This window comes from Streptomyces tendae (genome assembly GCF_008632955.1).
Lineage (GTDB): Bacteria > Actinomycetota > Actinomycetes > Streptomycetales > Streptomycetaceae > Streptomyces.
Map to the genome: position 1 here is coordinate 2,675,306 of NZ_CP043959.1, position 24,129 is coordinate 2,699,434.

The 24,129-nt window shown below is 74.6% G+C and carries 22 protein-coding genes and 1 pseudogene; 10 read left to right on the forward strand and 13 right to left on the reverse strand.

Annotated elements, in window-relative coordinates; genetic code table 11:
- Positions 1-271: 271 nt before the first annotated feature.
- Positions 272-1,870, reverse strand: coding sequence for an alpha/beta hydrolase (locus tag F3L20_RS12430; protein WP_150154372.1), 1,599 nt, complete (start codon positions 1,868-1,870; stop codon positions 272-274).
- Positions 1,871-2,038: 168 nt separating this feature from the next.
- Positions 2,039-2,755 (reverse strand): annotated as a pseudogene (locus tag F3L20_RS12435) (peptidyl-tRNA hydrolase).
- A 103-nt stretch (positions 2,756-2,858) separates the two neighbouring features.
- Between F3L20_RS12435 and F3L20_RS12440 the strand changes: the two are divergent.
- On the forward strand, positions 2,859-3,224 hold the full coding sequence (locus tag F3L20_RS12440; RefSeq protein WP_145828731.1) for a gas vesicle structural protein GvpA: 366 nt from the start codon (positions 2,859-2,861) through the stop codon (positions 3,222-3,224).
- 140 nt (positions 3,225-3,364) lie between these two features.
- Here F3L20_RS12440 and F3L20_RS12445 read toward each other — a convergent pair whose 3' ends face one another.
- From F3L20_RS12445 to zapE, 6 genes are all read right to left on the reverse strand, one after another.
- Positions 3,365-3,556 carry a hypothetical protein gene (locus F3L20_RS12445; protein WP_150154374.1) on the reverse strand — a complete coding sequence of 64 codons (192 nt, stop codon included), beginning with the start codon at positions 3,554-3,556 and terminating at the stop codon, positions 3,365-3,367.
- An 18-nt stretch (positions 3,557-3,574) separates the two neighbouring features.
- The gene (locus F3L20_RS12450; RefSeq protein WP_150154377.1) at positions 3,575-4,417 is read right to left on the reverse strand and encodes a polysaccharide deacetylase family protein; all 843 of its coding nucleotides are present in this window, start codon (positions 4,415-4,417) and stop codon (positions 3,575-3,577) included.
- A 120-nt stretch (positions 4,418-4,537) separates the two neighbouring features.
- Entirely contained in the window at positions 4,538-6,064 is a 1,527-nt protein-coding gene (locus F3L20_RS12455; RefSeq protein WP_150154379.1) for an FAD-dependent oxidoreductase, read from the reverse strand.
- Between the two features lie 132 nt (positions 6,065-6,196).
- The gene (locus F3L20_RS12460; protein ID WP_150154381.1) at positions 6,197-7,591 is read right to left on the reverse strand and encodes a PhoX family protein; all 1,395 of its coding nucleotides are present in this window, start codon (positions 7,589-7,591) and stop codon (positions 6,197-6,199) included.
- A 135-nt stretch (positions 7,592-7,726) separates the two neighbouring features.
- On the reverse strand, positions 7,727-9,178 hold the full coding sequence (locus F3L20_RS12465; RefSeq protein WP_150154383.1) for a SulP family inorganic anion transporter: 1,452 nt from the start codon (positions 9,176-9,178) through the stop codon (positions 7,727-7,729).
- Positions 9,179-9,797: 619 nt separating this feature from the next.
- Positions 9,798-10,937 (reverse strand): cell division protein ZapE, encoded by a 1,140-nt coding sequence (gene zapE / locus F3L20_RS12470; protein WP_150154385.1) that lies wholly within the window; start codon positions 10,935-10,937, stop codon positions 9,798-9,800.
- Here zapE and F3L20_RS12475 point away from each other — a divergent pair.
- From F3L20_RS12475 to msrB, 4 genes are all read left to right on the forward strand, one after another.
- Positions 10,936-11,748: a pyrimidine reductase family protein gene (locus F3L20_RS12475; protein ID WP_150154387.1), complete on the forward strand. Its 813-nt coding sequence runs from the start codon at positions 10,936-10,938 to the stop codon at positions 11,746-11,748. The two genes, zapE and F3L20_RS12475, sit on opposite strands and share 2 nt — an antisense overlap.
- A gap of 216 nt (positions 11,749-11,964) precedes the next feature.
- Positions 11,965-12,438, forward strand: coding sequence for an indole-3-glycerol phosphate synthase (locus tag F3L20_RS12480; RefSeq protein WP_186568370.1), 474 nt, complete (start codon positions 11,965-11,967; stop codon positions 12,436-12,438).
- Positions 12,439-12,519: 81 nt separating this feature from the next.
- Positions 12,520-13,908 carry a UDP-N-acetylmuramate--L-alanine ligase gene (gene murC / locus F3L20_RS12485; RefSeq protein WP_150154389.1) on the forward strand — a complete coding sequence of 463 codons (1,389 nt, stop codon included), beginning with the start codon at positions 12,520-12,522 and terminating at the stop codon, positions 13,906-13,908.
- A gap of 14 nt (positions 13,909-13,922) precedes the next feature.
- A complete protein-coding gene (gene msrB, locus F3L20_RS12490; RefSeq protein ID WP_145828742.1) occupies positions 13,923-14,330 on the forward strand; it encodes a peptide-methionine (R)-S-oxide reductase MsrB in 408 nt (135 codons plus the stop codon).
- 15 nt (positions 14,331-14,345) lie between these two features.
- Here the strand turns inward: msrB and F3L20_RS12495 are convergent, their stop codons facing one another.
- Positions 14,346-15,722 carry a hypothetical protein gene (locus F3L20_RS12495; protein ID WP_150154391.1) on the reverse strand — a complete coding sequence of 459 codons (1,377 nt, stop codon included), beginning with the start codon at positions 15,720-15,722 and terminating at the stop codon, positions 14,346-14,348.
- Between the two features lie 115 nt (positions 15,723-15,837).
- Here F3L20_RS12495 and F3L20_RS12500 point away from each other — a divergent pair, with 115 nt between their 5' ends.
- From F3L20_RS12500 to F3L20_RS12510, 3 genes are all read left to right on the forward strand, one after another.
- Complete coding sequence (locus tag F3L20_RS12500) at positions 15,838-17,124, forward strand: molybdopterin-dependent oxidoreductase (protein ID WP_150154394.1); 1,287 nt, start codon at positions 15,838-15,840, stop codon at positions 17,122-17,124.
- A gap of 13 nt (positions 17,125-17,137) precedes the next feature.
- Positions 17,138-17,605: a hypothetical protein gene (locus F3L20_RS12505; protein WP_150154396.1), complete on the forward strand. Its 468-nt coding sequence runs from the start codon at positions 17,138-17,140 to the stop codon at positions 17,603-17,605.
- A gap of 208 nt (positions 17,606-17,813) precedes the next feature.
- Positions 17,814-18,893, forward strand: a complete 1,080-nt coding sequence (locus F3L20_RS12510; RefSeq protein WP_150157311.1) for a hypothetical protein — start codon at positions 17,814-17,816, stop codon at positions 18,891-18,893.
- On the opposite strand, the gene F3L20_RS12515 is transcribed toward F3L20_RS12510, so the two are convergent.
- Genes F3L20_RS12515 through F3L20_RS12525 form a run of 3 tightly spaced genes read right to left on the reverse strand, consistent with a single transcriptional unit; the run spans position 18,890 to position 20,990 of the window.
- Positions 18,890-19,636: a class I SAM-dependent methyltransferase gene (locus F3L20_RS12515; protein ID WP_240810888.1), complete on the reverse strand. Its 747-nt coding sequence runs from the start codon at positions 19,634-19,636 to the stop codon at positions 18,890-18,892. The genes F3L20_RS12510 and F3L20_RS12515 overlap by 4 nt on opposite strands.
- An 11-nt stretch (positions 19,637-19,647) precedes the next feature.
- The gene (locus tag F3L20_RS34510; protein ID WP_150154400.1) at positions 19,648-20,268 is read right to left on the reverse strand and encodes a TIGR04282 family arsenosugar biosynthesis glycosyltransferase; all 621 of its coding nucleotides are present in this window, start codon (positions 20,266-20,268) and stop codon (positions 19,648-19,650) included.
- Positions 20,265-20,990 (reverse strand): glycosyltransferase family 2 protein, encoded by a 726-nt coding sequence (locus tag F3L20_RS12525; protein WP_150154402.1) that lies wholly within the window; start codon positions 20,988-20,990, stop codon positions 20,265-20,267. Before F3L20_RS12525 ends, F3L20_RS34510 begins: the two co-directional genes overlap by 4 nt.
- 104 nt (positions 20,991-21,094) lie before the next feature.
- On the opposite strand from F3L20_RS12525, the gene F3L20_RS12530 reads away from it, so the two are divergent.
- Both F3L20_RS12530 and F3L20_RS12535 read left to right on the forward strand, forming a co-directional pair.
- Positions 21,095-21,814, forward strand: coding sequence for a response regulator transcription factor (locus F3L20_RS12530; protein ID WP_150154404.1), 720 nt, complete (start codon positions 21,095-21,097; stop codon positions 21,812-21,814).
- A gap of 2 nt (positions 21,815-21,816) precedes the next feature.
- Entirely contained in the window at positions 21,817-22,929 is a 1,113-nt protein-coding gene (locus F3L20_RS12535; RefSeq protein ID WP_150154406.1) for a sensor histidine kinase, read from the forward strand.
- Positions 22,930-23,049: 120 nt separating this feature from the next.
- Here F3L20_RS12535 and F3L20_RS12540 read toward each other — a convergent pair whose 3' ends face one another.
- Positions 23,050-24,051, reverse strand: coding sequence for an NAD-dependent epimerase/dehydratase family protein (locus F3L20_RS12540; RefSeq protein WP_150154408.1), 1,002 nt, complete (start codon positions 24,049-24,051; stop codon positions 23,050-23,052).
- Between the last annotated feature and the right edge of the window lie 78 nt (positions 24,052-24,129).

Below are 24,129 nucleotides of genomic sequence, written 5' to 3' on the forward strand. Positions count from 1 at the left end.
CGGGCAAAACATGAACAACATTCAAGTTCCGCGCGCCTCATTGGTACACCGCCCGACATGAACACGGCAAGAGGTGTGCACGGGGCAGGAGAACCCCCGGCGCGGCCCCGACGCCGGGACGAGAGCGCCACGCCGACACCCGCACCTGCGCCACGACGAAGCCGGCCCGGGGCCCCCGCACCTGCGGCACGACGAAGCCGGCCCGGTGGGCCCGTTCACGACGGGCCCGGCGGGCCGGCTCGGCGGTCTCAGTGCCGGTACCGGACCGGTGTCACCCCTTGCCCCGCAGCGGCTCCCGCTCGCAGACGGTCCCCGCGGCCGGCACCGCGCCCTCCAGCAGGTAGGCGTTCACGGCCTCACGCACACAGGTGTTGCCGGAGTCGTACGCGCCGTGGCCCTCGCCCTCGTAGGTGAGTTCCACGCCGACGCCCTCGCCGAGCCGTTCGGCCATCCGCGCGGCACCCCCGTACGGGGTGGCGGGGTCACCGGTGTTGCCGACGAGCAGCACCGGCGGCGCGCCCGGCGCCCGCACGTCCGGGTGCTCGGCCTTGCCGCGCACCGGCCAGCCGGTGCACTCCAGCGCGCCCCACACCATGGTGTCCCCGAACACGGGCGACGCCTCCTCGAACGCGGGGGCCTGCTCCAGCACGTCGTCCACGGTGTAGCGGTCGCCGCGGTCGGCGCAGGTGACGGCGGTCCGGGCGTCCTGCTGGTCGCTGTAGCCCCGGGCGTGGCGGCCGCTCAGGGCGTCCGCGAGACCGAGCAGGGTCGCGCCCTCGTCGGCCGCGAGCAGTTCCAGGCCCACCTCCAGGGCGGGCCAGGCGGTCTCCAGGTACAGCGCCTGGATCACGGCGTCGATCAGCTGGGATCCGGTGAGCACCCTCTCCCCGCCGACGGTCAGCGGCTCGTCGTCCAGGGCCGCCTCCAGTTCCATGACGAGGCCGGCCACCTCCTCGGAGCTGTCGCCGAGCGCGCACCCGGTGTCCACGCACCACTGGGCGAAGTGGTCGAAGGCGAGCTGGAACCCGGCGGCCTGCGCCAGGGCTCCCTCCATCTGGTTCAGCGTGGGGTCGACGACCCCGTCCAGGACGGCCCGGCCCATGTGGCGGGGGAACAAGTGGGCGTACACGCCGCCGAGTTCGGTGCCGTAGGAGATGCCGAAGTAGTGCAGCTTGTCGTCGCCGAGGAGGTGGCGCAGCAGGTCCAGGTCGCGGGCGGCGTCCTCGGTGCCCACGTGCGGCAGCATCCGGCCCGACTCCTGTGCGCAGGCCGCCGCGTACTGCTCCCGCGCCCGCAGCACGGCGGCCACCTCGGCCTCGCCGTCGTCGGGGGTGTCGTCCTGTTCGGCCATCGCCTGTGCCGCCTCGGCGTCCAGGCAGGTGACCCCGTCGCTGGCGCCGACCCCGCGCGGGTCGAAGCTCACCAGGTCGTAGCGGGACCGGAGGTGCTCGTAGTCGGAGGCGAGGGCGGGCAGCGTGGCCACCCCGGACTCGCCCGGCCCGCCGAAGTTGAACAGCAGCGAGCCGATGCGGTCGGCGGTGTCCGCGCGGGACGCCGCCCGGATCAGGGCGAGCTCGGTCGTCGCGCCGTCGGGTCTGTCCCAGTCCAGCGGCGCCCGCGCGGTGGCGCACTGCCAGCGGGTGCCGTCCGGCAACGGCTCGGGCGCGTCTCCGCCGCCCTGCAAGGGGGACGGGGCGGGGCAGTCCTTCCAGTCGAGGGACTGCGCCCATATCCGTCCGCGGTCGTCCTCCTCGCCGCCTCCGCCTCCCGCGCCGCCCTCGCCCGCCGGGCCGCAGGCGGCCAGGGAGGCGGAGAGCAGGACGGCACCGGACAGCAGGGCAGCAGTGGCTGTCGTACGTCGTGTCGGCATGGGCTCAGCCTCCGGCGGCCCCACCGCCGCCGCACGGCCGCACACCCATCCGGGGGACCCGGTCGGCGGACCCGGTCGGCGGACCCGATCGGACGGGGCCGATCGGACGGGGCCGGGCGGACGCGGCCGGGCGGTGTCGGAGCCGGCGCGGGCCGGACGGTGCCGGAGCTAGCGCAGCGCCGGGTGGTCCGCGACCACGGTGCACGACCCCGGGGCGATCTCCGTGAAGCCGGCGTCGCGCACCATGGGCAGGCCCCCGCCGGTCAGCGCGGGCCAGTCGGCCGGGTCGGCGGTGCGCACGGCGAGCGGGAAGCCGGCCGCGCGCCAGGCCTCACGGGCCGCGTCCGGCAGCTCCCACCAGGCCAGTTGGGCACCGTGACCGGCCTGGGCCATGGCCTTGCCGGCCGACATCCCAGCGCGGGTTCAGCCAGAGCGTGGGGACGCCGGGTCGGCCGGGGGCACCGGGTCCGGGTCGTCGAGGTCCGTGCCGGAGACCTGGAGACGGGCCAGGTCCTTCGGCCAGCCGTCCAGGGGGACCGGCGGGAAGACACGCACCTCGGCCGCCTTGCCGGTGACGGTGATCCCGGGAAGCGCCTCGGCGCGCCGCCACTCCGCGCCGCGCGCCCGGCGCACCACCTTGCGGATGCGGGCGTCCTGCCAGTCCCGCACCGCCCGGGCCCACTCGCCGTCGCCCACCGAGCGCTCGTCGGTCAGCATCACCAGGACCGCGCGGGCGGCCGTCTCCAGGGCGTCCGTGCGGGCCGGCGGTGAGCCGCGCTCGATGCGGACCACCAGGGGCAGCACGAACTGGGGGGCCTCGTCACGGGAGCCCGGGTCGGGCCGGAAGGGGCTGTCGGGGTCGGGCGTCGTCCGGTCGTCGTTCACCCGCCCAGTGTGCCAAGCCGGACGCCGGCCGTGACGGCCGGCTCGGTCAGACATCAAGGGGCGCCGAGCGGGCACGAGGGTGGGGGGAAGGGGCTGATGAGCGATGACCCAGGTGGTGCCGCAGCGTGGCGGAGGAGGTTCCAGCGGTCTCTACGACGTGCTGGAGCTGATCCTGGACCGGGGGCTGGTGATCGACGCGTTCATACGCGTGTCACTGGTCGGGATCGAGATACTCAAGATCGACATTCGCATCGTGGTGGCCAGCGTCGACACCTACTTGCGTTTCGCCGAGGCGTGCAACCGGCTGGACCTGGAGGCGGGGCCGCGCAAGCCCGCCGGGCTGACCGAACTCCCGGGGAAGATGCGCGAGTCGGGCTCCAAGGGAGTGGCCAAGGGGTTGCTGTCCGGCGCGGTGGAGACGGTCTCCGAGGCGTTCCAGCAGGCGCGTGACGAACCGAGGCGCAAGTAGCGAACGCGACCGGCGCCCCTCGGACGACCTACCGGAACGCGCGATCGCTGCGGTGGTTGTGCGGGCCCTCGCAGGTGCTCGCGGAGCGTCTCCGACGCGGTTGACCGCACCGCCCGCCGCGTCGGATCCGAACGTGTCCGTCAGCCGGAGCAGGCCGTGCGTTCTGCTTCGCGCCATTCGCAGGTGGGGCACAGGGTGATGCCCTTGTACGTCTCCGGGTACTCCGTCGGCTCCTGGCAGAGCACGCACGCCGCGTACGGCGGGCCGTCCGCCTTCGGGGGCGTCTCCGTGCGGACGAGGCAGTAGTCGCGGTCGGTGCCGTTGTCGCTCATACCTCCAGCGTAGGACGCTCAGCCGCGCCCGTTCGCGGCGCCGATCAGCTCGGAGACCTTGACGAAGCGGTAGCCCTGGCGGCGCAGCTCCGGGACGACCGTCCGTACCGCTTCCTCCGTGGCCGGGGCCGCGCTGCGCGTGCAGTGCAGGACGACCACCGAGCCGGGGCGCACCCCGTCCAGCACCTGCCGGGCCACCGCTTGCGGGTCCGTGGCGAACGCGTCCCCGCCGACGACGTCCCACTGCACGGCGGTGACCCCGGCCGGGGTGAGCGCCTTGAGTGCCCGCCGGTCGTAACAGCCGCCCGGGAAGCGGAAGTAGGGCATCGGATCGGGCACGCCCGCGGTCCGGAACACCTCGTACGCCCGCTCCACGTCGGCCCGCATCCGCTCCCGCGTGACCGTGGGCAGGCCGTAGCAGTCGGCGGTGAAGGCGTAGTGGCTGTACGAGTGGTTGGCGACCTCGAACAGCGGGTCCCGGCCGATGGAGCGGGCCTGGTCCGGGTACTCCTCGGCCCACCGGCCCGTCATGAAGACGGTGGCCGGCACCTTCAGCGCGCGGAGCGTCCCGATCAGCCGCGGATGGTCGAAGTGCTCGCCGGCCGCGGCCCTCGGGCCCTGGTCGGCGGTCATGTCGGCGTCGAAGGTGAGGGCGACGGTCTTCCCGCCGTCCCGGGGGCCGTGCTCGAAGACCGGGGTGACACCCGCGGGGCCCGCGGCGAGCGTGGGCGGAGCCGACGGGGCGGCCGGGGAGGGCGCGGGGGCGGGAGGGTGCGCGGCGGGCCCGGCGGTGGTGCCGCAGGCGGCCAGGGCGGCGGCGAGGGCACAGACGGCGATGACACGGCGTGAAAGTGTGATCACCGTATGACAATACGGCGACCCTCGGCGGTGATCGTCGCAGCTCGTGCGGAGGGAACGGCGCGCTCACCCGACCGGCGGGTCGGCCCCGGGCCAAGGGGCCGCCCCGCCGTCACGCCCCGCTCAGATGTCCCGGCGCTCCAGCGGCCGCGTCGCCGGGCCTTGGACGACCTTGCCGTCCGTGTCGAAACGGGAGCCGTGGCAGGGGCACTCCCAGGCGCGCTCGGCCGCGTTGAAGTCGACGAGGCAGCCCATGTGGGTGCAGCGGGCGGACACGGCGTGCAGAGCGCCGTCGTCGTCGCGGTAGACTGCCAGCCGGCCGTCCTCCGTGCGGACCACCGCGCCCTCCCCGGGCGGCAGCGCCTCCACCGGCGGCGACGGGCGTAGCCGGTCGCCGACGAAGTGCTTGGCCACCTGCGCCTGGTGCTTGAGGAAGGCGGGCGCCTCACGGACCGCGGAGGCCAGGCGCCGCGGGTCGTACAGCCCGCTCCAGGCGCACTCCCCGCCGGTGATCTGCGCGGTGAGCAGCCGGCCCGCCATCATGCCGCCGCTCATGCCCCAGCCGCCGAAGCCGGTGGCGACGTACGTGTGGTCGGCGCCCGGGTGTAGCGGCCCGACCATCGGCACGGTGTCGGTGGGGTCGTTGTCCTGGGTGGCCCAGAAGTGGGTGAGCTCCACGCCGGGGAAGTGCCCGCGGGCCCAGTCCGCGAGCCGGTCGAAGCGGGCCCGGGTGTCACCGGTGCCCGGGGTGAAGTGCTCGCCGGTCACCACCAGCAGCCGGCGGGAGCCGTCGTCGCCGTAGGGGGCGGTCCGCACCGAGCGGGTGTTCTCGTCGGGGGTGATGTACATCCCGTCCGGGTCCAGCCCGGCCGGCACGGGACCGGCGACGACCAGTTCGCGGCGCGGGGAGAGGCGGGTGAACAGCAGCGCGCGGTCGAAGAGCGGGTAGTGGGTGGCGACCACGACGTCGCGGGCCGTCACGGAGGCCCCGGTCGAGGTCGACAGACGGCAGGGCGTGCCCTCCTCCAGGCCGAGGACGGTGGTGTCCTCGTACACGAGTCCGCCGTGCGCCACGATGTCGTCCGCGAGCGCCAGCAGGTACCTGCGCGGATGGAACTGCGCCTGGTCCGTCACCACCACCGCGCCCGCCACCGGGAACGGCAGCCCGGTCTCCGTCACGAACGACGCGGGCAGCCCCGCCTCCCGCGCGGCCCGCGCCTCCGCGCGCAGCTCGTCCACCCGGTTCCCGTCCCGGACGTAGGTGTACGCGCTGCGGCGCTCCCAGTCGCAGTCGACGCCCAGCTCCGCCACCACCTCGGCGGTCCGCTCGATCGCCTCCGACTGCGAGCGGGCGTACAGCCGCGCGCCCTCGCTGCCGCGCGTGCGGCGCAGCTTGTCGTAGACCAGCGAGTGCAGCGCGGTGATCTTGGCGGTGGTGTGTCCGGTGACGCCCGCCGCGACCCGCCCGGCCTCCAGGACGGCGACGCTCCGGCCGGCCCGGGTCAGCTCCCACGCCGTGCACAGGCCGGCGATGCCGCCGCCGATCACGGCCACGTCGACGTCGAGGTCCTCGGCGAGCGCGGGACGGCGCTCCCCGCCCGGTGCGGTGCTCAGCCAGTACGAGTCACCCGTGTGCTGCTTCTGCGTCATGCGGGGCCGGGTACCCCGGTGTCCGGGGTTCACCGGCGGCCAGGTGTGAGCCGTCCGGGTCACACCTGGCCGCGGCGCACCCGCGGCACCGGGGCGGAGGACGTCACGCCCTGCGCCCCGGCCGTGACGGTGCTACCGGCGCCAGGGTCCGGTCACGGCGAACGTCGTGCCGGGGTCGTAGCAGTTGACGTACATCGTCCGGCCGTCCGGGGAGAACGTGACGCCGGCGAACTCGCCCCACTCCGGTTCCTCGGGGGTGCCGACGTTCTGGCGGTTGCGGGCCATCGGGTAGACCTCGCCGCGCCGGGTCACGCCGTAGACGTGCTGGGCGCCGCCGCCGTCCTCGCACACCATCAGACCGCCGCTGGGCGCGAGGCAGATGTTGTCCGGGGACTCACCGGGCAGCTGGATGTCGGTGTCCGGGCCGAAGACGATCACCAGCGTCAGGCGGCGCCGGTCCGGGTCGTAGCGCCAGATCTGGCCGTAGTGGTCGGCGGCCGAGCCGTCGGCGCTGCGGGCGAAGGACGACACGAAGTAGACGGAGCCCCCGCCCCAGTAGCAGCCCTCCAGCTTCTGCGCGTGCGTGATGCCCTTCGGGCCGAAGTCCTGGAAGCGGATGGGCGTCTCGACGGCCAGCGGGTCGGGGACGTCGACCCACTCGATGTCGTCGAAGCGGGCACCGATCTCCTGGATCGAGGACAGGTCCGGCACCCCGGGCACCCGCATCGCCTGCAGCTTGCCGCCCGCGCGCAGCGAGCCCGTGCCGCCCAGCGGCTTCTTCGGCAGGAAGCGGTAGAACAGGCCGAAGGGGCGCTCGAAGGCGTCCTCCGTCTCGTAGACCACGCCCCGCCCCGGGTCGACCGCGATCGCCTCGTGCTGGAAGCGGCCCATCGCGGTCAGCGGTACGGCGCCGGTGCGGCGCGGGTCGGCGCCGTCGACCTCGAAGATGAAGCCGTGGTCCTTGGCGTAGCCGTTGGTGCCGGCCTTGTCCTCCGTCTCCTCGCAGGTCAGCCAGGTGTGCCACGGGGTGGGGCCGCCCGCGCAGTTGACGGCCGTACCGGCGATCGCGACCCGCTCGGAGAGCACACGGCCGCTCCGGTCGAGGGTCAGGGCGGTACAGCCGCCCTTGCCCTCGGGGTCGTAGGTCAGTCCGTCGATCACCGGGACCGGGACTCTGCCGGTCGCGCGGTTCTCGTGATTGCGGACCAGGTGGACGCGGCCCTGCCGGCCGGCGAAGGCGGCCATGCCGTCGTGGTTGGAGGGAACGGGCCCCTCTCCGGAGCGGAGCTGGTCGCCCTCCTTGGAGAGCACGGTGTAGCGGAACCCCTTGGGCAGGTCGAGCAGCCCGTGGGGGTCGGGGACCAGGGGGCCGTAGCCGGAGTGGCCGAGGTTCTGTGCGGCCGAGGTGCCGGTGAACAGTTCGGAGAGGGCGCCGGTGAAGACGATTCCGACACCCAGGGCACCGGAACGGGCGAGCATCTGGCGTCGGGTTGCCGTGGAGCCGTGGGGGGACCCGTTTTCTGACATGGGGAAACCTTCCTGCTGGCGGACAGGAACTGTGACCCAGCCGTGTCTATCACCTGGTGCCGGTCCCGGGAACCACGCGAACCACTCGTGTCCCGGCCCCGGCACCCCTCGAACGGCCGCCGCCGGCGGCGGTTGTCACGTGGTGAGCCGTACCGGCGGGGTGTCGGGGGCGCTGTGGCGGTCGGCCCAGTGGTGCAGCGCCGTGCTGCAGGCGTGGTCCAGGTGGTGCAGCCCGGTGAGGTCGAGTTCGACCGGGCGGTCCTGGGGGAGCGACTCCAGGGTGTCGAGGATCTTCGGCAGCCGCAGGAACGTGGCGTTGCCCGAGAGGTGGACCTGGACCGGGCCCGCGCCCTTGTCCATGACCTCCAGCTTGACCTTCGAGGACTCCCACGCGGTCTTCACCACCGACAGCGCCAGGCCGATCAGCACGCCCTCGAACATGTTCACCACCACGATCGACACGGCCGTGACCACCAGGATCAGTGCCTCGCCCCGCTGCCCCCGCCACAGCGTGACCAGCCCCCGGAACGGGATCAGCTTCCAGCCCGCGTGGATCAGGATGCCGGCCAGCGCGGGCAGCGGGATCAGCGCGAGGGCCGACGGCAGCAGCGCGGCGAACAGCAGCAGCCACACCCCGTGCAGCACCCGGGCGGCCTTGGTCCTCGCGCCCGCCTGGACGTTGGCCGAGCTGCGCACGATGACCGCCGTCATCGGCAGCGCGCCGAGCAGCCCGCACACCGTGTTGCCCGCGCCCTGCGCCATCAGCTCCGTGTTGTACCGGGTGCGCGGACCGCTGTGCAGCCGGTCGACAGCTGCCGCGCTGAACAGGCTCTCGGCGGAGGCGATGAGGGTGAAGGCCACGACCGTGCCGAGCATCCCCACGTCCGCGAGCGCCCCGAAGGCGCTCCCGCCGGGCGGCTGGACGGCGTCGATCAGCCCGTGCACCTCGACCGTGGCGGCCGGCACGCCGAACGCCGCCGTGACCGCCGTCGCCAGCAGCACCGCGGCGAGCGGCCCCGGCACGGCCCCGGCCGGTCCCGGCAGCCGCCGCCACAGCACCATCACCACGACCGTGCCCGCGGCGACGGCCGCCGAGGCGAGCGCCTCCCGGCCGGCGAGCACGTCCGCGGCGGCCCCGGGCAGTCCGAGGATCTTGTCGACACCGCCGGCGGGCGCCTCCAGTCCGGCGGCCGCGTAGAGCTGTCCGGCGATCAGCACCAGGCCGATGCCGGCCATCATGCCCTCGATCACCGACAACGACATGGCCCGGAACCAGCGCCCGAGCCGCAGGGCGCCCATGACCAGTTGCAGCAGGCCCGCGGCCAGCACGATCACGCCGAGCGCGGGCAGTCCGTAGGTGTCCACCGCCTCGTACACCAGCACGGTGAGTCCGGCGGCCGGGCCGGACACCTGGAGACTGCTGCCCGGCAGCACCCCGGTGACCAGGCCGCCCACGATGCCGGTGACCAGGCCGAGTTCGGCGGGGACCCCGGAGGCGACGGCGACGCCCACACACAGCGGGACGGCGACGAGGAAGACCACGAGCGAGGCGGCGAGGTCCTGCCGCAGGTGGGGTAAGCGGAACACGCGCGCCCTCACCGGGTCCGGCGCGGGCCGGTGGCGGCGGCGCGCTCGACGTCGGCGGAGCGGAAGGCGGAAGGGCGAGCGGAGGAGAGTGCGGAGGACCGCGCGGAGGGGGGTACGGCGCCGGGGAACCGGTCCGCGGTGCGGCGGGCCGTCGGGTCAGGGCGTCGGCCGGAGGTACGGGGGCGGTCGGCGAAAGGGCGGTGCATCTGTTTCCTCCTGGCGCGTGTGGGGACGCGTCGGACGGGCATGACGAGGACCGGTCCGCTGATCCATGGCCCGTGCTTGACGGACCGTATGCACGGATGCAAAGGCCGCAAGGGCCCCGGCTCCGGCGGCGGAGGTAAAGCGACGGCAAGGGCCGGGGGTGTGGCAGCCGGTCGCCCGACCTCGCAACACGCGTACCGGTCAAGGTGGTTCACACCCCGCACCGCAGGCACACGCTTGGTCAACGGTTGGTCAAGAAACACCGTAACCCTGCGTGGCCGTTTGCAGGGTCACATCGGTGAGCCACGCCGGGAAGAGCCCGAAAAGGGCGGGTGGGATGGCGTGAACGCGGCCGTGATCACCGATGACCCGGCCGAGCGCCGAACGTGCGTGCAGCGAGCGGTCGGCGCGTGGGTCAGACGGTGTCGGCGAGCCGCTTGGCGTCCCTGGCCAGCGCGGTGAGCCGTGAGATGGCACGGAAGTACTTCTTGCGGTAGCCGCCCTTCAGCATCTCCTCGCTGAACAGCTGGTCGAACGGCAGCCCCGACGCCAGCACCGGCACCTCACGGTCGTACAGCCGGTCCGCGAGGACCACGAGCCGCAGCGCCGTCGACTGGTCCGGCACCGGCCGCACCCCGGTGAGGCACACCGCGCCGATGCCGTCGGTGAGGGCGCCGTAGCGGCTGGGGTGGACCCGCGCGAGGTGGTCGAGGAGCTCGGGGAAGGCGTCCAGCGACGCGCCCTCGGTGGCGTGCGCGACCCGCGTCACCACGTCGTCGGAGTACGGCGGCGGCGCGTCCGGCAGTCCCCGGTGCCGGTAGTCCTCGCCGTCGATCCGCAGCGCGCGGAAGTGCGCCGACAGGCCCTGGATCTCACGGAGGAAGTCCGCCGCCGCGAACCGGCCCTCGCCCAGCTTGCCCGGCAGGGTGTTGGAGGTGGCGGCGAGCGCGACGCCCGCCTCGACCAGCTTGCCCAGCAGGGTGGACACCAGCACGGTGTCGCCCGGGTCGTCCAGCTCGAACTCGTCGATGCACAGCAGCCGGTGCCCGGAGAGGGTCTTCACGGTCTGCTGGAAGCCGAGCGCGCCCACCAGGTTGGTCAGCTCCACGAACGTGCCGAACGCCTTGAGCGCCGGCTCGGCCGGGGTGGCGTGCCACAGGGAGGCCAGCAGGTGGGTCTTGCCGACGCCGTAGCCGCCGTCGAGGTAGACCCCGCGCGGCCCGGACGGTGCCTTCTTCGCCGTCTTGCCGAAGCCGAACAGCCGGCGCCGGCCCGAGTCCCCGCCCGGCGTTCCGCCGAGCCCCGCCGCGAAGCCCTCGAGGACGCGCACGGCCTCGGTCTGGCTCGGCTGGTTCGGGTCGGGTATGTAGGTGTCGAAGCGGACGGCGTCGAACCGCGGCGGCGGCACCATCTCGGCGACGAGCCGGTCCGCGGGGACGTGCGGCTCGCGGGCGGACAGCGAGAGCGGGGTCACGTCGGCCAGGGGACCGGGACGGGAGGCTGCGGAGGACGACACGGTCCCCCATCGTACGGGGCGTGGAAGACTGCCTGACATGCGACGCCTGTTCCCCGTGACCGACGTGACCGACGAGACGGCAGCCACCGGCGAGACGGCAGCGACCGGCGGGCCGGCCGGCCGGGAGTGGAGTCCGGCCGAACTGGCCGCCGCGTACGCCTACCCCGAGCCCGGCCCGGAGGGCCGCGTGCCGTGGCTGCGCGGCAACATGGTGTCCACCCTCGACGGCGCCGCCCAGCACGCGGGCCGTTCGCAGCCCATCTCCTGCCCGGCCGACATGCGGATCTTCGGCGTGCTGCGGGCACTGGCGGACGTGGTCGTGGTCGGCGCGGAGACGGTACGGCAGGAGGGCTACCGCCCGGCCCGCGCCCGCGCCGAGTTCGCGGCCGCCCGGGAGGCCGCCGGACAGACGCCGGCGCCGGTGATCGCGGTGGTCACGGCGAGCCTGGACCTCGACTTCTCGCTGCCCCTGTTCACCTCCCCGCTGGTACCGACGCTGGTCCTCACCGGCGCCGGTGCCGACCCGGTGCGCGTCGCCGCCGCGGAGAAGGCCGGTGCCCGGGTGGTCGTCGCCGGGGAGGGCGCCGCGGTCGACCCGGAGCGGGCCGTACGGGCGCTCGCCGAGCTGGGCCACACCCGGCTGCTGACCGAGGGCGGTCCCCGGCTGCTGGGCCAGATGGTCGCCGCCGGGGTGCTGGACGAGCTGTGCCTGACGGTCTCGCCGATGCTCACCGCAGGTGACGCCCAGCGGATCGCCGGCGGACCGACAGTGACACTGCCGCGGCGTTTCGCGCTGTCGTCGATGTTGGAAGAGGACGGTTTCCTGTTCACGCGCTACCGCCGGACCTGACCGGTTCGGCCGGGGCGCGCCCGCCGGAAGGAGGAGAACCCGGTTTCCGCCGGTCCGGCGATCGGCGGAACGACCCGCCCGTCCCGCGCGGTGACGGGCGAGACTGATTCCCGGCCGTACTCGCGCCCGCACGGGGAAGGATGATCTCCGGGGGGCCTGGCTCGGCCCACGGAGCAGCGAGGGCCCGAGGGTCCTCCGAGGAGTAAGGGGCGCCTGGTGTTCACAAGCGTACTGATGATCGAGAAGGCCCTGACGTCCGCCGACGTGGAGTTCGTCACCACCCTGCACGGCGACGAGCCGGTCTCCTTCCACGTCCTGCTCCAGCCGCGCGGCGAACAGGCCGACCGGCTGCTGAGAGCCATCGACGACGTCGCGCTCGGCGAGCTCGACGAGGCCGTGCGCGAGGGCGAGACGCCCGAGGGTGAGGAGGCCCGGTCCATGGGGGAGCGGGCGCTGGCGGTGTCCCTCCAGGCGCTGCGCACGACCGGCGACACCGCCGAGGGCCACCTGGTCGAGAACCACCCGCTGGACGCTCTGCGCAAGTTGGTCCAGGAGGTCGGCGCCGACGAGGTGATCGTCCTGACCGACCCGCACTACGTGGAGGAGTTCTTCCACCGGGACTGGGCCTCCCGGGCCCGCCACAAGGTCGGGGTGCCGGTGCTGAAACTCTTCTCGCACAGCAAGGCATAGGCTGGGGCCGGCGCTCTCCCGGCTCTCCCGCGAGGGCGCGAAGACCGTCGTCCCGCTCGTCGCACCACTGGGAGAACACGCATGGCACCCGGCCTTCCTACCGCCATGGACCGACCGCACTTCATCGGCATCGGCGGCGCCGGGATGTCGGGCATCGCCAAGATCCTCGCCCAGCGGGGCGCCGCGGTGGCCGGGAGCGACGCCAAGGACTCGGCCACCGCCGAGGCGCTGCGCGGACTGGGCGCCACCGTGCACATCGGCCACGCCGCCGGGCACCTCGCCGACGACGCCAGCTGCGTGGTGGTCTCCTCCGCGATCCGCGAGGACAACCCCGAGCTGCTGCGCGCAGCCGAGCTGGGCATCCCCGTGGTGCACCGCTCGGACGCCCTCGCCGCCCTGATGGACGGCCTGCGCCCGATCGCGGTGGCCGGCACCCACGGCAAGACCACCACCACCTCCATGCTGGCGGTCTCCCTCACCGAGCTGGGCCGTGAGCCGTCGTACGCCATCGGGGGCGACCTCGACGCCCCCGGCTCCAACGCGCTGCACGGCGCGGGCGACATCTTCGTCGCCGAGGCCGACGAGTCCGACCGCAGCTTCCACAAGTACGCGCCCGAGGTCGCGATCATCCTCAACGTGGAGCTGGACCACCACGCCAACTACGCGTCGATGGAGGAGATCCACGAGTCCTTCGAGACGTTCGTCGGCCGGATCGTGCCGGGCGGCACCCTGGTGATCTCCGCGGACCACGAGGGCGCCCGCGAGCTGACCCGGCGGCTGGACGGCTCGGTGCGGACCGTGACGTACGGCGAGTCCGCGGACGCCGACGTGAAGGTGCTCTCGGTCGTCCCGCAGGGGTTGAAGAGCGAGGTGACCGTCGAGCTGGACGGCGCCCCGCTCACCTTCACCGTGTCGGTGCCCGGCAGGCACTACGCCCACAACGCGGTGGCCGCGCTCGCCGCGGGCGTGGCGCTCGGCATCCCGGCCGCCGAGCTGGCCCCGGCGCTGGCCGCGTACACCGGCGTCAAGCGCCGCCTCCAGCTCAAGGGCGAGGCGGCCGGCGTCCAGGTGATCGACTCCTACGCGCACCACCCGACCGAGATGACCGCGGACCTGGAGGCGATGCGCGCCGCCGCCGGGGACGCCCGCATCCTCGTCGTCTTCCAGCCCCACCTGTTCTCCCGCACCCGCGAGCTGGGCAAGGAGATGGGCATCGCCCTCGCCCTGGCCGACGCCTCGCTGGTGCTGGACGTCTATCCGGCCCGTGAGGACCCGATCCCCGGGGTCACCAGCGAGCTGATCATCGAGGCGGCCCGGGCGGCCGGCGCGGACGTGACGGCCGTCCACGACGCGGCGGAGATCCCCGGGGCGGTGGCGGGAATGGCGAAGCCCGGCGATCTGGTTCTCACCATGGGAGCGGGCGACGTCACCGACCTCGGCCCGCGCATCCTGGACCGTCTGTCGAACTAAGGGGCTGGAACCTCATGCCGTACGACGTGGAGAAGCCGGACGAGCAGTGGCGCGCGGAGCTGTCGCCGTCCGAGTACGCCGTTCTGCGCCAGGCGGCGACGGAACCCGCCTTCACCGGTGAGTACACCGACACCAAGACCGAGGGCGTGTACTCCTGTCGCGCCTGTGGCGCCGAGCTGTTCACCTCGGACACCAAGTTCGAGTCGCACTGCGGCTGGCCGTCGTTCTTCGACCCGAAGGACACCGACGCCGTGGAACTGGTGCAGGACCGCTCGCACGGCATGGTGCGCACCGAGGTGCGCTGTGCCCGCTGCGGCTCACACCTCGGGCACGTGTTCGAGGGTGAGGGCTATCCGACGCCCACCGACCAGCGGTACTGCATCAACAGCATCTCGCTGAGCCTGCAGCCCGCCGATTCCTGATCCGACGCCCGCTCCTCACCACCCGGTCAGCACCAGGTGGTTGAGGAGCAGGGCCGACGCCGCCTGCCCGGCGAGCCAGCCACGCGGACCGGGCAGGAAGGAGCCCGCCGGCAGCAGCCACAGGGTGAACGGCAGCCAGATCCGTTCCGTCTCCGCCTTGCTCATCCCGGACAGGTCCGCGATCAGCAGGGCCAGCAGCGCGGAGCCCACCAGCAGCGCCAGCCGGGGCGCGGGACCCCGCAGGAGGGCCGCCCGGGCGGTCCCGAGCAGCACGCCGCCGCCCCTGCGCAGCCCCGCCACCGTGGCCGGGCCGACGACCAGCACCGCGCACGCCAGGTTCGCCCAGATCCAGTAGCCGTACGGGCGCACGCCGCCGGCGCCCTGGTAGTAGCGGGTGACCAGCAGCCGGTACGCCTCCCACCAGTCGAAGCCCAGCGCCGTGAACACGGCCGGCACGACCAGGAACCCGGCGGCCACGTACGGCAGCGGCCGCAGCCGGCGGGTGCCGAGCAGCAGCACCGCCGCGGCGATCACCGCGACCAGCGTCAGCCCGTACGACAGGTACAGCGTCAGCCCGAACAGCAGTCCGGAGCCGAGGCCCGTCCACGCCGGACGGCAGCCCGTGACGGCGAGGGCCAGCAGGGCGAGCGCCCACGCGGCGACCGCCGCGAACCATCCGTCGGCGGAGGTGCCCACCCACACCGCCGCCGGGGCCAGAACCAGGAAGGGGGCGGCCCGGCGGGCGAGACCCTCGTCGGCGAGCCGCCGCACGGTGACCAGGACGGCCACCGCCGCCGTGGTGCCGGCCGTGATGACGAACGCCCCGGCCCAGCCGCCGCCGCTGAGGCCGATCCGGTCCAGCAGCACGAAGGTGAGGGTGGCGCCCGGTGGGTGCCCCGCGACGTGCGCCGGCCAGTTGTCGGGGGTGCCGATGAGGATGTGCGCGTGGAAGTCCCGCAGCGTCGCCGGGATGTCCTGCCACCGGTCGACGACCTGGAGGTACTCGTGCCGGGTGGTCAGCCGGCCGGCCACGCCCCGGGACCAGCCGTCGGCCAGCGCCAGCGACCACGTCCAGGCCAGCGCGCCGCCCCACACGGTGAGCAGCAGCCGCCGCCACGGCAGCCGGGCCGCCAGCGCCGGGCCGTACGCCACGACGGCGACGGCGACCGCGATCGCCGCCGGGGTGCCCGGGCCGACGTGCGGCATCCAGTTCCCCACCAGGGGCGGCCAGCCCACGCGGAGGGTGCCGTAACGGTCCTGGATGCGGGTGCCGACCAGGGCGGCGGCCAGGACCAGCGCCGCGGCGGCGGCGACGGCGTACCCGTCGAGCAGCGTGCCGCGGGAGCCGCGGACCGGGTCGCGGGGGTCGGTGCGGGGAGAGGTGCGCTTCACGTCGTCACACGCTAGGCCGCCGGCCCTGCGGCATGCGGCTGACGAGCGGGGACGTCAGCGTTTCGTCACCGGTTGCGAGCCCTCTTCCGGGGTGGGGCCGACCTACGGTCGGCACATGGCACGGTCTTCCCTCCTCGGCCGCCTCCCGCGCGGCCCCTTCGCACCGGACTTCTGGCGCAGTCCCCTGCGCGGCCCCCGGTTCACGTCGGTGCTCGGCGTGGTCCTGCTCGCCGGCATCACCGTCATGTTCGTCACGGGCCTGGTGTCGTACGCCGCGTACAACCCGGATCTGTCACCGGTCAACGACCGGACACCCGGCAAGGGAATCCTCGGCTTCTACCTCTTCTCCTGGCCCACCGATCCGCCCTGGCTGTACCGGCTGACCCAGGGAGTCCACGTCACGCTCGGCCTCGCGCTGGTGCCGGTCCTGCTGGCCAAGCTGTGGTCGGTCGTGCCCAGGCTGTTCACCCTGCCGCCGGCCCGCTCGGTCACCCACGCCCTGGAGCGGATCTCGCTGCTCCTCCTCGTCGGCGGGGCGCTGTTCGAGTTCACCACCGGCATCCTCAACGTCCAGCTCGACTACATCTTCCCGGGCTCGTTCTACCCGCTGCACTTCTACGGCGCCTGGGTGTTCTTCGGGGCGTTCCTCGCCCACACGGTGCTGAAGGCGCCGGCGGCCTTCCGCAATCTGCGCCGGATGCGCCAGGGCGCCGGCGAGGCAGGGGACGAGGACCCGGTCGAGGCGCCCGTCGAGGATCTCGCCGCCCCCCGGCCCGACCCGCCCACCGTGTCCCGGCGCGGCGCGCTCGGCCTGGTCGGCGGTGGCTCGCTGCTGCTCGTCGCCACCTCCGCCGGGCGCAGCTTCGACGGGCCGCTGCGCGAGACGGCCGTCCTCGCCCCGCACGGCGGGCCCGAACCGGGCAGCGGACCGGGCGCCTTCCAGGTCAACAAGACGGCCGAGTACGCGGGCATCCGCCCCGACGACACGACCGAGGAGGCCTGGCGGCTCACCGTCACCGGGCGCACCGGCACCGTACGGCTCAGCAGGGCCGAACTGCTCACCCTGCCGCAGCACGACGTCGCGCTGCCCATCGCCTGTGTCGAGGGCTGGTCGACCTCCGACCAGGACTGGCGCGGGGTGCGGCTGCGGGACCTCGCGGCGCTGGCCGGCCACGACGACCCGGTCGACGTGTTCGTGGAGTCCCTGCAACTGCGCGGCACCTGGCGGCACGCCGCGCTGAGCGCCGATCAGGTCGCCGACGGGCGCTCGCTGCTGGCCCTGTTCGTCAACGGCGCGGAGCTCACCCCGGACCACGGCCACCCGGCCCGCGTGATCGTCCCCGCCGCCCCGGGAGTGCTCAACACCAAGTGGGTCGACCGTCTGACCTTCGGTGAGCTGTGAGGAGTTGCCCGCCATGCGACGTTCCCCGTTGAACCGGGTGCCCCGGCCGGTGCTGGGCAGCCCGTTCCACCTGCTGGTGCTGCTGTGCTCGTTCGCCCTGTGCGCGTACGCGGGCGTACGGCTGCTCGACGGTGACTGGCTGATGATCACCGTGTGGTTCGTGGGTGCCGCGCTGATCCACGACCTGGTGCTGCTGCCGCTGTACGCGGCGGCCGACCGGGCGCTGATCACCGCGACCGGCCGGCGCGCGGCCTGGGTGAACCACGTGCGGGTGCCGGCCGCGCTGTCCGGGCTGCTGCTCCTCGTGTGGTTCCCGCTGATCACCGGACGGGTGTCGGAACGCTACGCGGCCGTCACCGCCCTGTCCGCCGACGGATTCGCGGCCCGCTGGCTGCTGGTGACGGCGGCGCTGTTCGGCGGCTCGGCGGTCCTGTTCGCGGTCCGCACGGGCCGTCGCCGGCCGGCGACGGAGGACCAGTAGGACCTGTCCGACGGATCATGCCGAAGACGCGGGGTCCGAAGTGCCGTCGGGCACCTCCGACGTGATCCGCCGACAGACCCTGGACCGGCCGGAGCGTGCTCCCCACGCGTCCTAGGATGAGCGGTGATCGTCATGGCCGGCCGGGGGCCGGCCCGAGGGGGAAGGGGGCCGCCGAGTGAGCGGGGCCGGGGGGCAGGGCGGGTCGTCCATGCCGGACGAGGAGTGGGAGCGGTTCCTGCGCGAGTCGGTGGACGGAGCGGGCGACGCGCCCGTGGAGCCGTCCGCGCGCGCCCGCGAGGTGCAGGCACGGCTGCGGAAGGGCGGCGGGCGGCCGGAGGGGTGGCGTACCTACACGCCGGCCACGCGCGGGCGCCGGACCGGCTGGTACGTGACCGGGCTGGTCGCGGCCGTCGCACTGGTCCTCGTGGCGTTGTTCCCGCAGCAGATCGTCGGATGGTTCGGCGGCGACGGCGGCGACCCGGCCGGGGCGCCCGTGGCCGCCGAGTCGGAGCGGCCCACCGCGGCCCCCGGCCCTGAGCGGGCCCTGCGCCCCACGCCCGACGAGCCGTTCCGCGGCTCGCCCGCCGCCCGCTGGGCCGACGGAGCCGACGGGATCACGGTGCCGGCGGCCAGGGCCACCGGCTGGATGGACGCAGCCCAGGTCGAGCGGGCGCTGCGGCGGAGCAAGGAGTTCATGGTGGCCGCCGGCCTCGACTCCGGTGTGCTGCGCGGGAAGCGTCCTGAGCGGGCGACCGCGCTGCTGAATCCGCATCAGCGGGACGTGCGGGAGTATCTGCGCGCCGCGCTGTCGTCGGCGACGCCCACCGAGGAGACGGACCCGCTGCTGCTGTTCAGCCGCTTCCGCCCGGACCAGGCCGAACTGGTCGGCGACGTCGTCAAGACGCGCGGCCGGCTCACCTACCGCGAGGGTGAGCGGGGCGCCGTCGAGGTCACGGCGGACGTCACCTTCGTCTACCCGGTCACCCCGGCGGCCGGTGACGGCGGGGCGGACGCGGAAGTGGTCCGTACGATCGTCCGGCGCGAGGTGGTGATGAGCTGGGACGACCCGTCCAAGGTCATCACCGAACCGGACACGATGTCGCTCGTGTCGTACTCGCTGGACCTGACCAACGGCGGGTGCTCCGGCCCGACCGGCTACTTCGATCCCCCCTTCGGCAGGGCCGACGAGCAGCCCGCCGACGAGGCCCTGCTCGACCCGTACGACCGCAGCGAGCCCGTCGGCACGGCGACCGGGGCCGACGGCTGCGTGACCGCGACCCGCTCCTAGGCCGTCCGGCGGGGGCCGCCCCTCGTCGTGTCGGCGGGCGCCGGGGCCGGGGGCCGGAGGGCCGCGAAGGTGCGGGTGGGCGTGGACCACTGGTCCTCCGGGTGCCAGCCGCGCGCCCGTGCGTGGCGCAGCAGCGCCGGGGTGCCGAGGCGGGCCCAGGGGAAGAGCTCGCCGGGGCTGCCGTGGGCGTCGGTGACCTGGACCAAGATCCGTTCGTCCACCTCCGGGTCCGGCACCGTCTCGGCGATCAGCAGACCCCCCGCCGTGAGGACCCGGGCCAGCCGGTCCAGCAGCGCGGCCGGGTCACCGCCGATGCCGATGTTGCCGTCCATCAGCAGGGCCGTGTCCCAGCACCCGGTGCCGGGCAGCGGGCCGAAGACCGAGGCAGGCACCGCCTGCCCGCCGCGCCGGACGGTGTGCGCGACCGCGGCCTCGCTGACGTCGATGCCGAGAACCCGGCGTCCCCGCGCGCCGAGCGCGGCCACCAGCCGTCCGGGGCCGCAGCCCACGTCCAGCACCGCGCCCTCGCAGCGTTCCAGCACCTCCAGGTCGGCCGCGTCCGGCTCCGCGCACCAGCGCTCCACGTCCAGCGGCAGCAGCCGCCCGTCGGAACGGCGCAGGAACAGCGGGCCCCGCCCGGCGCGCAGGGCGTCGGCGTAGGGGTCCGCCGACCAGGCGCGGTCCGCGGCCGGGACCGCCCGGCCGGTCGTGCGCCGCGGTCCGAGGCGGGGCGTCGTCGCCACCCGTGCCCCGCTCACCGGCGGGCCGCCGTCAGCTCGGCCAGCACCGTGGCGAACCGGCCGCCCGGCGCCGCACCGGCGACGGCCGCCGCGTCCCGGGCCGTGTCGACGTCCCGCAGCAACGGCAGGTCCCGTACCCGTAGGCCGTCCAGCCGCCGCCGCTGCGCGGCCCCGGTGTCCGGCCGTGACATGGGCACCCCGCGCAGCAGCGCGGGGTCGGGTGCGGCCAGGCCCAGCGCCCAGAAGCCGCCGTCCGCGGCCGGGCCGAACCAGGCGTCGCACTCCGCGAAGTCCACGGTGAGCAGTTCCGGCGTCACCTGCGGGGTGTCCATGCCGATGAGCAGCGCGGGCCCGTCGCACCCGGCGAACGCGGCGGCCAGCCGCTCGTCGAGCCCGCCCCGGCCCTGCGGAACGACCTCGACGCCGGCCGGCAGCCACGGCCCCGGCGCCCCGTCCAGCACCAGCACCCGGCGTCCCGCGGGCGTGCGGGCGACCACGTCCAGGGTGTCCGCGAGCGCGGCCTCGGCGAGCGCCGCCGCCTCCTCGGGCGTGAACGGCGGGGTCAGCCGGGTCTTCACCCGGCCCGGCCGGGGCTCCTTGGCGATGACGAGCAGCGTGACCGCGGACGACCTCACGAGGCCACCCCCTCGCGCGCGGCGGGCTCCTGGAGCACCCGGCTCATGTCCCGCACCGCCTGGAAGGTGCCGCGCCAGGTGCCGGTCACCTTGGAGGCGCCGGTGCGCGGCGTGTACGGCACGTCGTGCTCGATGACCCGCCACCCGGCGTCGGCGGCCCGCACCACCATCTGCAGCGGGTAGCCGCTGCGCCGGTCGGTCAGGTCCAGGGCGAGCAGTTCCTCGCGCCGGGCCGCCCGCAGCGGGCCGAGGTCACGCAGCCGCAGTCCGGTGCGGCGGCGCAGCAGCCGGGCCAGGGCGACGTTGCCGGCCCGGGCATGCAGCGGCCAGGCGCCCCGCCCTCGCGGCCGGCGCCGGCCCAGGACCAGGTCGGCCGTGCCGGAAGCGACCTCGTGGACGAACGGCACCAGGTCCGCCGGGTCCAGCGAGGCGTCGCAGTCGCAGAAGCAGACGATGTCGGCCGTGGCGGCGCTCAGGCCGGTGTGGCACGCGGCGCCGAAACCGCGCCGCGCCTCGTGCACGACGGTGGCGCCGAGCTCACGGGCGACGCGGTCGGAGCCGTCCGTGGAGCCGTTGTCGACGACGAGCGCGCGCCAGCCGGGCGGGATCCGCCGCAGTACCCACGGCAGCGCCGCGGCCTCGTCGAGACAGGGAAGGACGACGTCCACGGACGCCGGGCCCGGTGGTTCCGGGGAGGAGGGGGAGGAGGTCACGGCTCTCACCCTACGAACGCCAAACGGGCATTCCGGGCAACGCCTCCTTACGAAACACGGACGTCGGCGCCCGCCCGGCCGGTTCGCGCGCGCCGGGTGCGAGGCTGGACGGCATGGATCAGCCACCACCGAGCGGCGAGGCCGGAGCCCGGGTCCTCGTCGTCGACGACGACCCCACCGTCGCCGAGATCGTCACGGGCTACCTGGACCGCGCCGGCTACGTCGTCGACCGGGCCGGCGACGGCCCCGACGCGCTCGCCCGCGCCGCCGCCCACTGGCCCGACCTGGTCGTCCTCGACCTCATGCTGCCCGGCATGGACGGGCTGGAGGTGTGCCGCAGGATGCGCGGACAGGGGCCGGTGCCGGTCATCATGCTCACCGCGCGCGGTGACGAGGACGACCGCATCCTCGGCCTGGAGGTCGGCGCCGACGACTACGTCACCAAGCCGTTCAGCCCGCGCGAGCTGGTCCTGCGCGTCGAGTCCGTGCTGCGCCGCACCCGTCCCGGGCCGGCCGCGGCCGGGCTGCTGGGCGCCGTCGGCCTCACCGTCGACCCCGCCGCCCGCCGGGCCACCAAGCGCGGCGCCGAACTCGCCCTCACGATCCGCGAGTTCGACCTCCTCGCGTTCCTCCTGGCCCATCCGGGGCGGGCGTTCGCGAGGGAGGAGCTGATGCGGGAGGTGTGGGGCTGGGACTTCGGCGACCTGTCCACCGTGACCGTCCATGTACGGCGGCTGCGCGGCAAGGTCGAGGACGACCCGGCGCGGCCCCGGCTGATCCAGACCGTGTGGGGCGTCGGCTACCGCTTCGACCCCGCGACCGGGGAGGCGTGACGATGCGGGACACCCTGCTCATCGCCCTGTTCGCGTTCCTCGGCGCCACCTCGGCCGGCGTGCTCGGCGCGGGCGTGCTGCTGCTGATCCGGCGCCGGTCGCTGACGGCGCACCTCGCGGTCGTCGCCGCGGTCGCGGTCGCCGCGATGCTCGCCGGCACGCTGGCCGTCGCGCGGGCGATGTTCCTCTCGTCGCACGACCTCAGCGTGGTGACCACGGTCGTCGCCATGGCCGCCGTGGTCTCCCTGGTCACCGCGCTGCTGCTGGGGCGGTGGGTCGTCGCCCGCAGCCGGGAACTCGCGCTCGCCGCCCGGTCCTTCGGGGACGGCGGAGAGTTCGCCGCGCCGGACGGGCCGGCCACCGCCGAACTCGCGGCGCTGAGCCGGGAGCTGGAGGCCACCAGCGTGCGGCTCGCCCAGTCACGGGACCGGGAGCGGGCGCTCGAGTCCTCCCGGCGCGAACTCGTCGCCTGGATCTCCCACGACCTGCGCACCCCGCTCGCCGGGCTGCGCGCCATGGCCGAGGCGCTGGAGGACGGCGTCGCCGCGGAACCCGACCGCTACCTGCGGCAGATCCGCACCGAGGTGGAGCGCCTCAACGACATGGTCGGCGACCTGTTCGAGCTGTCCCGCATCCACGCGGGGACGCTGAAGCTGTCCCCCGCCCGGATCAGCCTCTACGACCTGGTCGGCGACGCCCTCGCCGGCGCGGATCCGCTCGCCCGCGAGCACGGCGTACGGCTGGTGGGCCACGGGGTCGAACCGGTGCCGGTGGAGGTGGACGGGCGGGAGATGAGCCGGGTGCTGGGCAATCTCCTGGTCAACGCGATTCGCCGGACTCCGGCGGACGGCACGGTGGCGGTGGCCGCGCGGCGGTCGTCCGAGGGGGCGGTGGTGGTGTCCGTGACGGACGGGTGCGGGGGCATTCCGGAGGAGGACCTGCCGCGGGTGTTCGACACGGGGTGGCGGGGGACGCATGCGCGGACGCCTCCGGCGGGGGCGGGACTCGGGCTTGCGATCGTGCGGGGGATTGTCGAGGCGCACCGGGGTACGGCGTCCGTCCGTAATGTCAGGGGAGGGTGCCGGTTCGAGGTGACGTTGCCCGCGGAGGTCTGAGGCGGGTGCGCAGTTCCCCGCGCCCCTGGAGGGCGTGTGCCCGTTGGGCTTGTTCGCCCGCGAGCGGGTGGGGCTGGCTTGGCGCGCAGTTCCCCGCGCCCCTTCGGGGGCGCCTTGGAGTCAGGTTTCTTGCAAGGGGGCCTGGGCGAACTCCCTCATGCCGTGCTCGAAGGTGATGTGCGGGGTCCAGCCGAGGTCGGTGCGTAGGCGGGTGGAGTCCGCGGTGATGTGGCGGACGTCGCCGAGGCGGTACTCACCGGTGACGACGGGCTCCGGGCCGCCGCAGGCGTCGGCCAGGGCGCGGGCCATCTCGCCCACCGTGTGGGGCGTACCGCTGCCCGTGTTGTACGCCGTGAGGGCCCCGGCGGCCGCGTCCGCCTCCAGCGCCGTCACGTTGGCCGAGGCGACGTCCCGGACGTGGACGAAGTCCCGGCGCTGGCCGCCGTCCTCGAAGACCCGCGGGGCCTCGCCGCGGGCCAGGGCCGAGCGGAAGAAGGACGCGACCCCGGCGTACGGGGTGTCCCGGGGCATCCCCGGGCCGTACACGTTGTGGTAGCGCAGCGACACCGCCGAGCCGCCCGTCGCGCGGGCCCACGCGGCGGCCAGGTGCTCCTGCGCCAGCTTGGTGGTGGCGTACACGTTGCGCGGGTCTACCGGGGCGTCCTCGCCGACCAGGCCCGGCTCCAGGGCGGCACCGCACACCGGGCACCGGGGCTCGAACCGTCCGGCCGCCAGGTCCTCCTCGGCACGCGGCCCCGGCCGCACCACGCCGTGCCCGGCACAGACGTAACGGCCCTCGCCGTACACCACCATCGAGCCGGCCAGCACCAGCCGCCGTACGCCCGCGTCGGCCGTCGCGGCCAGCAGGACGGCCGTCCCCAGGTCGTTGCGGGAGACGTACTCCGGCGCGTCGCCGAAGCCCGTGCCGAGGCCGACCATCGCCGCCTGGTGGCAGACGGCGTCCACCCCGTCGAGCGCCGCGCGCACCGCGCCCGGTGAGCGGACGTCCGCCCCCGGATCGGTACGGACGTCGAACACCACGGGTTCGTGCCCGCGCTCCCGCAGCGCCGTCACGACGGTGGACCCGATGAACCCGGCACCGCCGGTGACCAGTACACGCATGCCCTCACGCTAAGCCCGCGCCCGACCCCGAACCGGCTCCACGCCCGGCACGTCACGGGTCCGTAAGACCCGTGGGCC

Excerpts from the sequence above, each read along its gene's own strand:
- F3L20_RS12430 (WP_150154372.1), bottom strand. The coding sequence starts at position 1,870 with ATGCCGACACGACGTACGACAGCCACTGCTGCCCTGCTGTCCGGTGCC.
- F3L20_RS12440 (WP_145828731.1), top strand. The coding sequence starts at position 2,859 with ATGACCCAGGTGGTGCCGCAGCGTGGCGGAGGAGGTTCCAGCGGTCTC.
- F3L20_RS12445 (WP_150154374.1), bottom strand. The coding sequence starts at position 3,556 with ATGAGCGACAACGGCACCGACCGCGACTACTGCCTCGTCCGCACGGAG.
- F3L20_RS12455 (WP_150154379.1), bottom strand. The coding sequence starts at position 6,064 with ATGACGCAGAAGCAGCACACGGGTGACTCGTACTGGCTGAGCACCGCA.
- F3L20_RS12460 (WP_150154381.1), bottom strand. The coding sequence starts at position 7,591 with ATGTCAGAAAACGGGTCCCCCCACGGCTCCACGGCAACCCGACGCCAG.
- F3L20_RS12475 (WP_150154387.1), top strand. The coding sequence starts at position 10,936 with ATGCGACGCCTGTTCCCCGTGACCGACGTGACCGACGAGACGGCAGCC.
- zapE (WP_150154385.1), bottom strand. The coding sequence starts at position 10,937 with ATGTCAGGCAGTCTTCCACGCCCCGTACGATGGGGGACCGTGTCGTCC.
- murC (WP_150154389.1), top strand. The coding sequence starts at position 12,520 with ATGGCACCCGGCCTTCCTACCGCCATGGACCGACCGCACTTCATCGGC.
- msrB (WP_145828742.1), top strand. The coding sequence starts at position 13,923 with ATGCCGTACGACGTGGAGAAGCCGGACGAGCAGTGGCGCGCGGAGCTG.
- F3L20_RS12500 (WP_150154394.1), top strand. The coding sequence starts at position 15,838 with ATGGCACGGTCTTCCCTCCTCGGCCGCCTCCCGCGCGGCCCCTTCGCA.
- F3L20_RS12505 (WP_150154396.1), top strand. The coding sequence starts at position 17,138 with ATGCGACGTTCCCCGTTGAACCGGGTGCCCCGGCCGGTGCTGGGCAGC.
- F3L20_RS12510 (WP_150157311.1), top strand. The coding sequence starts at position 17,814 with ATGCCGGACGAGGAGTGGGAGCGGTTCCTGCGCGAGTCGGTGGACGGA.
- F3L20_RS12530 (WP_150154404.1), top strand. The coding sequence starts at position 21,095 with ATGGATCAGCCACCACCGAGCGGCGAGGCCGGAGCCCGGGTCCTCGTC.
- F3L20_RS12535 (WP_150154406.1), top strand. The coding sequence starts at position 21,817 with ATGCGGGACACCCTGCTCATCGCCCTGTTCGCGTTCCTCGGCGCCACC.
- F3L20_RS12540 (WP_150154408.1), bottom strand. The coding sequence starts at position 24,051 with ATGCGTGTACTGGTCACCGGCGGTGCCGGGTTCATCGGGTCCACCGTC.